The following is a 12,982-nucleotide window of genomic DNA, read 5'->3' on the forward strand; positions in this document are numbered from 1 at the left end:
CTCAGCCTTGCAGGACAGGGGCACGCTGATGCCAGTCCGTCACGTGTTGGTAGCGGTCGGCGATGGCCAGCAGGCGGCCTTCGTCGAAGTAGTTGCCGATGATCTGCAGGCCGATGGGGCGATTTTGTTTTTCGCCTCCGAAGCCGCAGGGGATCGACATGGCGGGCAGGCCCGCCAGGCTGACGCCCAGCGTGTAGACGTCGGCCAGCCAGTCGGCGGTCGGGTCGTCGCGGTTGTCGCCGATGTTCTTGGCGACCGTGGGCGTGACCGGTCCCATGATGACGTCGCACTGGTCCGCAAAGGCGCGCTGGAAGTCCTGCGCGATCAGGCGGCGCAGGCGCTGCGCCTGCAGGTAGTAGGCGTCGTAATAGCCGTGGGACAGCACGTAGGTGCCGATCAGGATGCGGCGCTTGACCTCGTCGCCGAAACCTTCGGCGCGCGAGCGGCTGATCATCTCGTTCAGGTCGCCATACTGCTTGGCGCGGTGGCCGTAGCGCACGCCGTCGTAGCGCGCCAGATTGCTGGACGCTTCGGCGGGGGCGATCACGTAGTACGCCGGAATGGCCAGCTCGGTGCGCGGCAGCGAGACCGGCACGCGCACGGCGCCCAGCGCCTCGAACTGCTCAAGCGCGGCCTGCACGGCAGCGGCCACGTCGGACGCCAGGCCAGCGCCAAAATATTCCTCGGGCACGCCGATGCGCAGGCCCTTCAGGGGCTGGCTGCCGGCGGCGTCGAAGCGCCCTTGCGCGGCGTCGAAGTCGCGGCGCACGCGGCCGGGCTCGTTGACGGCGGCGTCGCACTTTTCAAGGCTGGTGGCGTCGCGCGGGTCAAAGCCGCTGATGACGTCCAGCAGTTCGAGCAGGTCGCGGCTGCTGGGGGCCAGCGGGCCGGCCTGGTCCAGGCTGGAGCCGAAGGCCACCATGCCGTAACGCGACACGGTGCCATAGGTGGGCTTGATGCCGCTCACGCCGCACAGGGCGGCGGGCTGGCGAACCGAGCCGCCGGTGTCGGTGCCGGTGGCGGCAGCGACCAGGCGGGCGGCCACGGCGGCGGCCGAACCGCCCGACGAGCCGCCGGGCACGGCAGCGTGGTCCCACGGGTTCTTCACGGCGCCGTAGGCGGAGTTCTCGTTGCCGGAGCCCATGGCGAATTCGTCGCAGTTCAGCTTGCCCAGCGAAACCGCGCCGGCCGCTTGCAGGCGCTCCACGACGGTGGCGTCGAACGGGCTGGTGTAACCCTCGAGCATCTTGCTGCCCGCGGTGGTGCGCCAGCCGCGCGTGACGAAGGCATCCTTGTGGGCGATCGGGATGCCCGCCAGCGGACCGGCGGTGCCGGCCGCCAGCGCGGCGTCGGCTGCGCGCGCCTGGGCCAGCGTCAATTCGGCGTCAATATGTAAAAAGCTGTTCAGGCCGCTGGCCGCTTCGGCGGCCGACAAGGCGCTTTGCGCCAGGTCGACGGCACTGACTTCGCGTTGGGCGAGGGCCGCGCGCAGGGCGGCGATCCCCTCGAACTGGGTGTGCAGGGCAGGTTTCGTCATGACTTATTCCAGGACCTTGGGAACCAGGAACAGGCCGTCCTGGGCATCCGGCGCGTTGGCCAGCAGTTCCTCGCGGCGGGCTTGCGAACCGGCTTCGGTCACAGCGTCTTCACGCAGGCGCAATACGATGTCTTCGTGGGCGGACAGCGGATGGGCCAAAGGTTCCACGCCTTGCGTATCGACGGACTGGAGCCGCTCGATCAAGTGAAGGATGCCGTTGAGTTCGGCCTGCGCGACGGTGCGCTGGTCGGGGGTCAGTTCGATTCTGGCCAGCCGGGCAATGCGGGCCACATCTTTGTCGTTGAGCGCCATGGGGAATTGCAAAAATCGGTGAGCGAAGGCCGCGGGGCGGGAGTGGGCAGTATGCACATGCCAAACCCGTTACAAAGCTTGAATAGCCTGCATTTATGCGCTATTTCCGGGGAAATTATAAGTTATGATTCACGGTTTAATCGCCGTGATGACAGGCGGACCCGTCGTTTTACGGGCCAAACGCCCCGCGGCTTGACCCCAATTCCCCCCAGAATTTAGCTGAGCTCCCATGTTCGGATTCCTGCGCAGTTATTTTTCCAGCGATATGGCGATTGACCTCGGTACCGCCAATACGCTGATTTACGTCCGCGGCAAGGGCATCGTTCTCGATGAGCCTTCCGTGGTCGCAATCCGTCATGAAGGCGGGCCCCACGGCAAGAAGATCATTCAAGCCGTCGGGCACGAAGCCAAGCAGATGCTCGGCCGCGTTCCCGGCAACATCGAGGCCATCCGGCCCATGAAGGACGGCGTGATCGCCGACTTCACGGTCACCGAGCAGATGCTCAAGCAGTTCATCCGCATGGTGCACCCCCGCAACATGCTGGCGCCCAGCCCGCGGATCATCGTCTGCGTTCCCTGCGGTTCCACCCAGGTTGAACGCCGCGCCATCCGCGAATCGGCCCTCGGCGCCGGCGCCTCCCATGTATTCCTGATCGAAGAACCCATGGCCGCTGCCATCGGCGCCGGCCTGGCCGTGTCCGACGCCAGCGGCTCGATGGTCGTCGACATCGGCGGCGGCACCACCGAAGTGGCCGTCATCTCGCTGGGCGGCATGGTCTACAAGGGTTCCGTGCGCGTCGGCGGCGACAAGTTCGACGAGGCCATCGTCAACTACATCCGCCGCAACTACGGCATGCTGATCGGCGAACCCACGGCCGAACTGATCAAGAAGGAAATCGGCTCGGCGTTCCCGGGTTCCGAAGTCCGCGAAATCGAAGTCAAGGGCCGGAACCTGGCCGAAGGCGTGCCGCGCAGCTTCACGGTTTCGTCCAACGAGATCCTGGAATCGCTGACCGATCCGCTCAACCAGATCGTGTCCGCCGTCAAGATCGCCCTCGAACAAACGCCGCCCGAGCTGGGCGCCGACATCACCGACAAGGGCATCGCCCTGACCGGTGGCGGCGCGCTGCTGCGCGACCTGGACCGCCTGCTGCAAGAAGAAACCGGTCTGCCGGTCGTGGTGGCCGACGATCCCCTGACCTGCGTCGTGCGCGGTTGCGGCGAGGCGCTGGAACACCTTGAGAAACTGGGCGCCATCTTCATCAACGACTAATATTGCCCGCCAGCCCGGAGCCCCGCTTTTTTCTGGCTCCGGCCGCTGCGGGGGCCTCGGACGCGGGCGCCCGGGCTGAGATTCATGCAACGACAAGGGACTCCCCCCCTATTCAGGCGCGGCCCACCGGCAGAGGTGCGGCTGGTCGTTCTGGTCGTCCTTGCCCTGGCCCTGATCGTCATGGATTCACAATGGCGCATGCTGGAGCCGGCGCGCCGGACGATCGCCGTGGCGCTTTATCCCTTCCAGCGCGCCGTCATGGCGCCGCGCGACCTCGTCCAGCAAGTCAATGAGTGGGTCAACGCGGCCAACCTCATCCGCAGCGAAAACGAAGCCCTGCAACGCCAGCGCATCGAGCTTGCCCAGGTCGCGTCCCACGCCGCCCAGCTCGCCGCCGAAAACTCCCAGCTTCGCCGCCTGCTTGGTGTGACCGACACCGTGGCGCAGTCCGCGGTGGTGGTCGAAGTCATGTACGAACCCACCAACGCGTTCACCCAGCGCCTGGTGTTCAACAAGGGCAGCAAGGCCGGTCTTGCGCCGGGCATGCCCGTGATCGACGAAGGCGGCGTGGTCGGCCAGATCGTCCGCGTGACGCCGATGACCGCCGAGGCGGCCCTGGTCACCGACGAGCAGGTCTCCATCCCGGTGCAGCTGCTGCGTAACGGACTGCGTCTGATCGCGTTCGGCGGCAATTCGCCGGGCAAGATGGAAGTGCGCTACCTGGCGGCCAATGCCGACATCAAGGAAGGCGATACTATTGTCACCAGCGGCGTCGGCGGTCTCTTTCCCGCCGGCCTGCCCGTGGCCAAGGTGACCTCGGTTGAACGCGATACCGCATCCGGTTTCGCGCGCGCCGTGTGTGAACCCCTGGCCCACCCCGAACGCTATCGCCACTTCCTGGTTCTGCAAGTGGATGTGGATCGCGCCGAGTCCAACCGTCAGGAGGTCGATTCCGGTGGATCGGACTAACCAACAATCCGCAGGGCAGTCTCCGCGCCGCCTTGGCACGCCCAGCAACGTGCAGCCCGACAGGCTGTCGGGGCCGGCGCATGCCTTCTTCGTGTGGGGCACCGTGCTGCTCGCGTGGCTGGTGTCGCTGCTGCCGTGGCGCCTGTGGCAGGGCGCGCCCGACGTGCTGCTGCTCATCATCGCCTTCTGGTGCGTGCACGAGCCGCGCCGCGTGGGCCTGTTCACCGCCTTCTTCTTCGGTCTGCTGATGGACGTGCACGACGCGGGCCTCTTGGGCGAGCATGCGCTGTCGTACACGCTCGTCGCCTACGGCGCGGTGGTCCTGCACCGCCGGCTGCAGCGCTTCGACCTCTGGAGCCAGGCCATGCACATGCTGCCTGTGTTCTTCATTGCGCGCTTTGTCACCCAGATCATCCACGCGTGGCTGGCCGGCAAATGGCCGGGCTGGGACTGGGGCATCAGCGTGCTGTTGACCGCCGCCCTGTGGCCGCTGGCGGGCTGGGTGCTGCACCTGCCGCAACGTGGTGTCGACGACGCCGAATCCTCATCCGCCTGACGGCGGGGTCGCGTCATGTTTGAATTCAAGAAAACCGGCCAGCAGCAGAAGCAGCGCTTCCGCCTGCGCGCGTGGGTGGGCGGCGCCTTCGCGCTGGTGTGTTTTGGCGTGCTGGTGGGCCGGTTCTGGTACCTGCAGGTCGACCGCTACGAAGGCCTGTCCGAACGCGCCGACCGCAATCGCATCGCGGTCGTGCCGATCCCCCCGCGCCGCGGCGAGATCCTGGACCGCAACGGCGAGGTCCTGGCCCGCAACTACCGCACCTACACCCTCGAAGTCGTGCCGGCCCACGCGGGCAACATGAACGAACTCTTCGAGCGCCTGACCGAAGTCGTCTACATCAGCCCGTCCGACCAGCGCCGCTTCAAGCGCCGCGCCGCCGAGTCCAGCCGCTACGCCAGTCTGCAGCTTCGAAACAACCTGAACGAGACCGAGGCCGCGTGGTTTGCCGCGCACGCGTTTCAATTTCCGGGCGTGGAACTGCGCGCCCGCTGGGTGCGCGAGTACCCGCAGGGCGTGTCGGCCGCGCACGTGGTGGGCTACATTGGCCGCATCGCCGACAACGACATCGAGGAACTGGACCGCGCCGGACAACTGGGCAACTATCGCGGCACCGAGGTCATCGGCAAGAAGGGCATCGAAAAGACCTGGGAAGAGCAACTGCACGGCCGCACCGGCCTTGAAGAAGTCGAGGTGACGGCGGGCGGTCGGCCCATGCGCACGCTGCGCCGCATCGATCCGGTTCCTGGCTCGGACATCATGCTGTCCATCGACATGGGACTGCAGAAAGTGGCCGAAGAGGCGTTCGAAGGCCAGCGCGGCGCGCTTGTCGCCATCGATCCGGACACGGGCGAAGTGCTGGCTTTCGTGTCGCAGCCGTCATTCGATCCGAACCTCTTTGTGGACGGCATCGATGTCGACAATTGGCGCATGCTGAACGAATCGCCGGACCATCCCCTGATCAACCGTCCCCTGTACGGCACCTATCCCATCGGCTCCACCTACAAGCCCTTCGTGGGCCTGGCCGCGCTGGAGCTGGGCAAGCGCCGCGCGACCGACCGTATCTCGGACCCGGGCTACTACGAATTCGGCGGACAGAAGTTCCGCAACGCCGGCGGCGCAGCCTATGGCATGACGGACATGCACAAGGCCATCGTCGTGTCCTCCGACACGTATTTCTATTCGCTCGGCCCCGAAATCGGCGTGAACGCCCTGCACGATTTCACCAAGCAGTTCGGGTTTGGCCAGATCACGGGCATCGACCTGGAAGGCGAAAAGCGCGGCGTGCTGCCGTCCACCGACTGGAAGCGCGCGGCCTACAAGGACAAGGAACGCCAGCGCTGGTACGCGGGCGAGACCATTTCCGTCGCGGTGGGCCAGGGCTACAACGCGTTCACGCTGCTTCAGCTGGCGCAGGGCACCTCCACGCTGGCCAACAACGGGCTGTACCGCCGTCCGCACCTGGTGCACGCGGTGCGCGATCCGCGCTCGGGTGTGGCCAAGCCGACCGAGTCGCCGCCCGACTATCGCATTCCGCTCAAGCAGGCCAATGTGGACGTCATCAAAAATGCCATGGCCGACGTGGTGCGGGCCGGCACGGCGCGGCGCGCGTTCGCCAACACGCCCTACCAGGCCGCCGGCAAGACCGGCACCGCGCAGGTGTTCAGCCTGCGCGGCGGCCACTACCGCGCCAGCGCCATCGACGAGCGTCTGCGCGACCACGCGCTGTTCATGGGCTTCGCGCCGCTTGAGCACCCGCGCATCGCCGTGGCGCTGATCGTCGAGAACGCCGGCTGGGGCGCCAGCGTGGCGGCCCCCGTCGCGCGCAAGGTCTTCGACTACTGGCTGGCCAAGGACCGCCAGGACAAGATCGTTCGTCCCGAGCGCGCGGACACCATGGCGACCGTCGACGACATCGCCTCCGACCTGGTGCGCCAACAATGAAGCGCCTTGGCCTGATCCTGCTGCGCGTCTTCACGGCCTTCGACTGGCCGCTGCTCGCGATCCTGATGATGTTCGCGGCGCTGGGCCTGACGGTGATGCACTCGGCCGTCGGCGGCACCGACTGGCGCTTTGCGGAGCAGTCTCGCAATTTCATCATCGCCTTCTTCGCGATGTGGACGATGGCGCTGATTCCGCCGAAGCTGCTGATGAAGCTGGCCTTGCCGTTCTACGTGGTGGGGGTGGTGCTGCTGCTGGGCGTCGAATTCTTCGGCGAAACCAGCAAGGGCGCGACCCGCTGGCTGAACCTGGGCGTGACGCGCATCCAGCCGTCCGAGATGATGAAGATCGCGGTGCCGATGATGCTGGCCTGGTACTTCCAGCGCCACGAAGGCGCAGTCCGCGTGCGCGACTTCCTCGCCGCCGCCGCGATGCTGGCCGCGCCTTTCGGCCTGATCGTGCTGCAGCCCGACCTGGGCACGGCGCTGCTGGTGTTCGGCGCCGGCTTTTTCGTAATCTATTTTGCCGGCCTCTCGTTCAAGCTGCTGGTGCCGGTCATGCTGGCTGGCATCATCGCCATCGGCACGCTGGTCTACTACGAAGACCAGCTCTGCGAGCCGGACGTGGACTGGGTGGTGCTGCACGATTACCAGAAGCACCGGGTCTGCACGCTGCTCAATCCCAGCTCCGATCCGCTGGGCAAGGGCTTTCACACGATCCAATCGATGATCGCGGTGGGCTCCGGCGGCGTCTACGGCAAGGGCTACATGAAGGGGACGCAGACGCACCTGGACTTCATCCCCGAACGCACGACCGACTTCATCTTCGCGGTGTACGCCGAGGAATTCGGCCTGTACGGCGGCATCGCAATCCTGGTGCTGTACGGCCTGATGATGGCGCGCGGTTTGACGATCGCGTCCCGCGCCTCATCGCAATTCGGCCGCCTGCTGGCCGGCGCGCTGACGATGATGCTGTTCATCTATGTCTTCGTGAACGTCGGGATGGTGACGGGGATCCTGCCCGTGGTGGGGGTGCCGTTGCCTTTCATGAGCTACGGGGGGACGGCGTTGTTCACGATGGGGATTGCGTTTGGGATCATGATGAGTATTAGTCGGCATCGGTCTGTGAAGACTTGATGTTGATGGTTGTTCTTCGTCGGTCGGTGTCTCTGTGACTTGGAGTTCTTCTTAGGGCGATGATCTTCGTGCCGTGGAGTGCTTTGCAGGTCGATGATCTTCGTGTCGTGGAGCTCTGCGTAGGGCGATAGTCTTGCGCTACGGAGTTCTTCGTAGGTCGCCCGACGCCGCGGTCACCGTGGGCACGATCGCCCACGATTGCGGTCCGGAGCCTTCGCTCCGGACTACCCCGTTGTCATCTTCGTCCGCCTTCGGCTCCCTTCAGATTCCCTCGGGCGCATCGACGGCGCTCGCACCCACGGTGACCGCGACGCCGTGCTGCGAGGGTCTTTGGTATGTGGCGCTGTAAGACCTGTGGTCGGGGAAGGGGATCTGCGGGGCTGCCGAATTGCTGCCGCCCGGGCGGCGGCAATCGGCATCGGGCCGGTGGGACGTCGTGGCGTTGTGCGCTTCGCGCTGGCGGAGGTTTGTGTGCTGATGGCATCACGAACAAGGGGAGGGGCGGTGATGGGCGGCGCGCGTCGGCCACCGGCCACAACTTGCCGACCCGTACGCGCGCCGCCCATCGGGCACTGGAGATCAAGTGACGGTTAATGGCGAGCCGGGCGCGATTCGCAGATGGGTTCGGACAGCGGAATGAGTGTCGGCTTTCCGTCTTGTGCCGGTGTCTGACACCTTGAGCCGTCGCGGGAGTGTCATAAATTTTGTGTTTGGGGCCTAACATGTTGCTCAAGAAGCATGTATGGCTACCAAGAAAAAGACACCGCTGAGGGAACTGCCGGCGATTCCCGCAGAGTTGGTTGATCAATTCGTCAAAGGCCCTATGACCGCCGAGGCGGTGCAGGACCTGTCGATGGCGTTCAAGAAGGCGCTGATCGAACGGGCCCTGGGAGCGGAATTGGGCCACCACCTGGGCTATCCGGCCGGCGGCGAGCTCAACGCAACGGCAAGAGTTCCAAGACAGTCCTGACCGATGACGGGCCGCTGCGGGTGGAGATCCCACGCGACCGCGATGGCAGCTTCGCCCCGATCCCGATCCCCAACCACGAGCGCCGCTCTACCGGGTTCGACGACAAGATCATCGCCATGTACGCCCGCGGCATGACGGTGCGCGAGATCCAAGGGTTTCTGCTCGAGCAGTACGGCACGGAAGTCTCGCCGGAGTTCGTCAGCTCGGTGACCGACGCGGTGATGGACGAGGTCACGGCCTGGCAAACGCGGCCTCTGGAGACGATGTATCCGGTGGTGTTCTTCGACGCGCTGCGGGTCAAGATCCGCGAGGACGGCGTGGTGCGCAACAAGGCCGTTTACTTGGCGCTGGCGGTGTTGCCAGACGGCACGCGCGACATCCTGGGCCTGTGGATCGAGCAGACCGAAGGCGCCAAGTTCTGGATGAAGGTGTTCAACGAGCTCAAGACCCGCGGCACGCAGGACATCCTGATCGCTGTCACTGACGGTCTAAAGGGCATGGAGCAGGCGCTGAACGCGGTGTTCCCGGCCACGACGCTGCAGACTTGCATCGTGCACCTGATCCGCTCCAGCCTGGAATACGCCAGCTGGAAGGAGCGCCGGACGGTGGCTGCGGCGCTAAGGCCGATCTACACGGCGGCGACCGTGGAGGCAGCGCTGGCCGCGCTCGTGCAGTTCGAGCAAGGCCCTTGGGGCCAACGCTACGCGCCGATCGCTGATGCATGGCGCCGGACCTGGGACCGTGTGATCCCGTTCTTTACGTTCCCACCGGCGATCCGCAAGGTGATTTACACCACCAATGCGATCGAGAGCATTAATGCCCAACTGCGCCGCGCGGTGAAAACGCGAGGTCACTTCCCAAGCGACGAAGCGGCCACCAAGCTACTGTGGCTGGTCTTGCGCAATATCACCGGAGCCTGGGGCAGCGCCACGCACGACTGGAAGGCCGCTATGAACCAGTTCGCCGTGATTTATGCAGAACGCTTCACTGACCCGTATCGCTGAGATAGCATCCATAAGCCTGATAGAAACAACTATCAGGCTTCTAACGCCTCAAACACAAAAATACTGACACTCCCGCCGTCGCAGCCACACGCGAAGCGTCATCACCACGACGCAAGACGCCGCGTAAGCCCCCGAAGGCCGCCCGCGCGGCCGCCCGGGGGCGGGCACCGCAAGATCTTTCTCTCTCCCCCCATCGTGGGCAAGAACCTAAAGAACCCAACTCGCCCCGCCGCCGGCAAAGCTGAAGCGACTGGAGCACGTCGTAGCGGGGGCTGGGGTGCGCGGGGCGTGTAGATGCGCCCGAGGGAAACCGAAGGGAGCCGAAGGCGTACGAGGTTGACGAAGGGGCAGTCCGGAGCGAAGGCTCCGGACCGCAATCGTAGCCCCGCGCACCCCAGCCCCCGCTGCGGCGGGCGTCAAAAGAACCCGCCTGAATGCCAGCCTCAACGTTTCGCCATTGAAACTGCCATCGCTAACACCGACCCCGCTTCAACGCCGCCGTTTCAAAACCTTCCTCAAGGCAACGCTTCAGGCACCCCAAGCTCCACGGCCAACTTCGTCAACCCGTCCCAAATCCGGCTATCAAACTCCACCGAATCCGCATTGACCGCCCGATTGCGAGCCTCGTACTCCCCCGGATACTGCACCGCTTCCACGCCGGGTTGCGGCTTGCACGCATGCAGGTAGTCGATGAAGGCGCCGACTTCCATCGACCGCCAATCCGTATTGAAGTCCACCTGCGGATCCAGCAGCAGCGCGAACATGTTGTTCGTCGCCACGCCGATGCGCGGATGTTCCGGTTGGATGGTGCCGCCGCCGGACAGCACGCCGGCCAGCAGTTCGGCCACCAGTCCCAGCGCGTAACCCTTGTGGCCGCCGAATGGCAGCAGTGCGCCGGGCGGGTCGGTGAAGAGCGCGCCCGGGTCCGTCGTTGGGTTGCCGTCGGCATCGATCAGCGACCCCGGCGGCGCCTGTTCGCCCTTCGCCGCCAGCACGCGCGCCTTGTTCACCGCGATCGAGCTGGTGGCCATGTCCACGATGAACGGCGGACGTCCGCCAGGCAGGGGGCCGGCAAAGCACAGCGGGTTCGTGGTCAGGCACGCCTGAGCGCCGCCGAACGGGGCGACGGTGGGCGAGCGGTTGATCACGTTGGTGAAGGCCAGCAGGATCAGGCCCTTGGCCGCCACCATTTCGCCAAAATGGCCCATGCGGCCAAGGTGATGGCTGTGGCGCAGGGTCAGGATGCACTGGCCGTGTTCCTGTGTGCGCTCGATCGCCTTTTCGATGACGACCTTGCCCACGTACTGGCCCAGTCCGTGGTGGCCGTCGTAGGCCAGCATGGCGCCGCGGTCGTTGAGGAGTTCTGGCCGGCCGTCGGGTTGGGCCAGGCCCTCGGACAACACGCGGCGGTAGTTGGTCAGGATGGACAGGCCGTGGCTGGTGTAGCCGACACGGTCGGATTCCACCAGGTGTTCGGCCACGTCGCGGGCGATGTCCTCGGGCACGCCTTGTGCCATCAGCACCCGGCGGCCGTATTCGTTGGCTTGGGCAATCGTGATCTTCATGAAGATTCCTTACAGCCAGCCCAGCCAGCGCCAGTACGTCATGCCCATCAGCAGCATCAGCAGGTAGCCGACGATGGTCACGATGATCCCGACCTTGGCGAACTGCTTGGCGTTGAAGGTCTCGGTGCCCAGGCACACCATGTTTTGCGGCGCGTTGATGGGCAGGATGAAGCCGTAGCTGACCACGAAGCCCAGCAGCATCGTCATGCCCAGGCGGCTGAAGTCGCCCGGCAGCGTTGCCAGCACCGAGATCAGGATGGGCAGCATGGCAGAGGTCAGTGCAGTGGCGCTGGCAAAGCCCAGGTGGATCACGATCAGGAAGGCGGCCAGGATGGCGAAGATGGCGAGCGGGCCAAGGTGGTCCAGGCCGGTGTGATGCACCACCTGGTTGCCCAGCCATTGGCCGGCCTGCGTCGTGAGAAGCGCGGTGCCCAAGCTGATGCCGACACCGAACACGATCACCGTGCCCCATGGGATGCGCGACTGCACGTCTTTCCATGTCATCACGCCGAAGCGCGGCAGCATCAGCAGCACGAGGCCGAAGTAGGTGGTCGAGGTGGTGTCGAACTTGTGCAGCTTGCCTTCGGTCGACCAGAACAGCAGCAGCATGATGGACACAGCCATCAGGCGCTTTTGCGCGCCGGTCATGGGACCGAGGTCGAGCAGCGACTTTTCGACGGCTTCCTTGCCGCCGGCAATGCTGTTGCTTTCCGGCGGCAGCAGCTTGAGCACGATGACGATCAGCACGGCGGACATGATGAGCGACCAGGGGGCGCCGGCAATCAGCCAGTCCGACCAGGCCACGCGTTCGCCCAGCATCTTTTCCATGAAGCCGACCGTCAGCAGGTTCTGCGCCGCGGCGGTCTGGATGCCGACGTTCCAGATGCTGGTGGCCTGGGCCACGATGATCATGATGCCGGCGGCGATGTTCGAGCGCTTGTCCACGCCGAAGGCCGCGATCACGCCCATCATGATGGGAACCACGGCGGCGCTGCGCGCGGTGGCGCTGGGCACGACCAGGCTCAGCACGATCGTCACGGCGATACATCCGATGAGGATGCGGCGCGTGCTGGTGCCCACCTTGGACAACGTGACCAGCGCGATGCGGCGGTCCAGCCCCGTGAAGGTCATGGCGGCGGCAATGAACAAGGCGCCGGTGACCAGCGCGAGCGCCGAATTTGCGAAGCCGGTGAGCGCCATGCTGATGGCGGCCGACGTGCCGTACAGCACGTTGGGATCCTTGATGGTGGGTGCGGTGCCCAGCAGGAAGGCCATCAGCGTCGTGATCATGATGGCGCTGGCTTCGTAGGAGACGGCTTCAGTGATCCAGACGACCACGGCGAACGCCAGGATTGCCAGCATGCGGTGGCCTGCGACGGGCAGGTCTGCCGGCAAGGGCATCATTAAAACGCCGATCATCACGAGGATGCCGGCGACGAGCCCGATTGGGATTTTGGCTTTCTTGGGGGCTTGCGAGGCGGGGACTGCGGTTTCCGCGGCCATATCCTTCTCCGGTTGAGGTCAAACTGACGAAACACCGCCCGCGAGCACGGGGTCAATCAAATCGGTGTGTCGACGCTACAGGATGATCGTGACGGCATTGAGGAAAACCCGTATTGATGAACGTCAAGCGAGTAGAGAACTGTGCTTGTGGAAAACTCGTCCTGGGCATTATGCTCGTCGCCCCCAGCGAGGGGCAAGCAAGCGGGTGTTGCATTT

Annotated in this window: 9 protein-coding genes and 1 pseudogene; 6 read left to right on the forward strand and 4 right to left on the reverse strand. The window is 65.2% G+C overall.

Features of this window, described 5'->3' with window-relative positions; translation table 11 throughout:
- Nucleotide 1 precedes the first annotated feature (1 nt).
- Together gatA and gatC are read right to left on the reverse strand one after the other, a co-directional pair.
- Nucleotides 2–1,537 carry an Asp-tRNA(Asn)/Glu-tRNA(Gln) amidotransferase subunit GatA gene (gene gatA / locus FBY20_RS12440; protein WP_142052419.1) on the reverse strand — a complete coding sequence of 512 codons (1,536 nt, stop codon included), beginning with the start codon at nt 1,535–1,537 and terminating at the stop codon, nt 2–4.
- A gap of 3 nt (nt 1,538–1,540) precedes the next feature.
- Nucleotides 1,541–1,849, reverse strand: a complete 309-nt coding sequence (gatC, locus tag FBY20_RS12445; protein WP_056319538.1) for an Asp-tRNA(Asn)/Glu-tRNA(Gln) amidotransferase subunit GatC — start codon at nt 1,847–1,849, stop codon at nt 1,541–1,543.
- Nucleotides 1,850–2,078: 229 nt separating this feature from the next.
- On the opposite strand from gatC, the gene FBY20_RS12450 reads away from it, so the two are divergent.
- The 6 genes and pseudogenes from FBY20_RS12450 (at nt 2,079) to FBY20_RS12475 (ending at nt 9,698) form a co-directional block, all read left to right on the forward strand.
- Nucleotides 2,079–3,122: a rod shape-determining protein gene (locus FBY20_RS12450; RefSeq protein WP_006216320.1), complete on the forward strand. Its 1,044-nt coding sequence runs from the start codon at nt 2,079–2,081 to the stop codon at nt 3,120–3,122.
- Between the two features lie 84 nt (nt 3,123–3,206).
- Nucleotides 3,207–4,091, forward strand: a complete 885-nt coding sequence (gene mreC / locus FBY20_RS12455; protein WP_056319540.1) for a rod shape-determining protein MreC — start codon at nt 3,207–3,209, stop codon at nt 4,089–4,091.
- A 49-nt stretch (nt 4,092–4,140) separates the two neighbouring features.
- Nucleotides 4,141–4,647, forward strand: a complete 507-nt coding sequence (gene mreD, locus FBY20_RS12460; RefSeq protein WP_108005818.1) for a rod shape-determining protein MreD — start codon at nt 4,141–4,143, stop codon at nt 4,645–4,647.
- A 15-nt stretch (nt 4,648–4,662) separates the two neighbouring features.
- Nucleotides 4,663–6,591 (forward strand): penicillin-binding protein 2, encoded by a 1,929-nt coding sequence (gene mrdA, locus FBY20_RS12465; protein WP_056319545.1) that lies wholly within the window; start codon nt 4,663–4,665, stop codon nt 6,589–6,591.
- A complete protein-coding gene (gene rodA / locus FBY20_RS12470) occupies nt 6,588–7,724 on the forward strand; it encodes a rod shape-determining protein RodA (RefSeq protein WP_056319549.1) in 1,137 nt (378 codons plus the stop codon). Before mrdA ends, rodA begins: the two co-directional genes overlap by 4 nt.
- A gap of 742 nt (nt 7,725–8,466) precedes the next feature.
- A pseudogene (locus FBY20_RS12475) lies at nt 8,467–9,698 on the forward strand (IS256 family transposase).
- A gap of 515 nt (nt 9,699–10,213) precedes the next feature.
- Here the strand turns inward: FBY20_RS12475 and FBY20_RS12480 are convergent.
- Complete coding sequence (locus FBY20_RS12480) at nt 10,214–11,263, reverse strand: Ldh family oxidoreductase (RefSeq protein WP_056319551.1); 1,050 nt, start codon at nt 11,261–11,263, stop codon at nt 10,214–10,216.
- Between the two features lie 9 nt (nt 11,264–11,272).
- Nucleotides 11,273–12,766 carry a DASS family sodium-coupled anion symporter gene (locus FBY20_RS12485; protein ID WP_056319553.1) on the reverse strand — a complete coding sequence of 498 codons (1,494 nt, stop codon included), beginning with the start codon at nt 12,764–12,766 and terminating at the stop codon, nt 11,273–11,275.
- Nucleotides 12,767–12,982: the final 216 nt, after the last annotated feature.

Source organism: Achromobacter sp. SLBN-14 (assembly GCF_006715415.1).
In the GTDB taxonomy this organism is placed as follows: Bacteria; Pseudomonadota; Gammaproteobacteria; order Burkholderiales; family Burkholderiaceae_B; genus Achromobacter; species Achromobacter mucicolens.

Bases quoted from the DNA above. Each gene is read 5' to 3' on its own strand.
- gatA (WP_142052419.1), bottom strand. From the start codon at position 1,537: ATGACGAAACCTGCCCTGCACACCCAGTTCGAGGGGATCGCCGCCCTG.
- gatC (WP_056319538.1), bottom strand. From the start codon at position 1,849: ATGGCGCTCAACGACAAAGATGTGGCCCGCATTGCCCGGCTGGCCAGA.
- FBY20_RS12450 (WP_006216320.1), top strand. From the start codon at position 2,079: ATGTTCGGATTCCTGCGCAGTTATTTTTCCAGCGATATGGCGATTGAC.
- mreC (WP_056319540.1), top strand. From the start codon at position 3,207: ATGCAACGACAAGGGACTCCCCCCCTATTCAGGCGCGGCCCACCGGCA.
- mrdA (WP_056319545.1), top strand. From the start codon at position 4,663: ATGTTTGAATTCAAGAAAACCGGCCAGCAGCAGAAGCAGCGCTTCCGC.
- rodA (WP_056319549.1), top strand. From the start codon at position 6,588: ATGAAGCGCCTTGGCCTGATCCTGCTGCGCGTCTTCACGGCCTTCGAC.
- FBY20_RS12480 (WP_056319551.1), bottom strand. From the start codon at position 11,263: ATGAAGATCACGATTGCCCAAGCCAACGAATACGGCCGCCGGGTGCTG.
- FBY20_RS12485 (WP_056319553.1), bottom strand. From the start codon at position 12,766: ATGGCCGCGGAAACCGCAGTCCCCGCCTCGCAAGCCCCCAAGAAAGCC.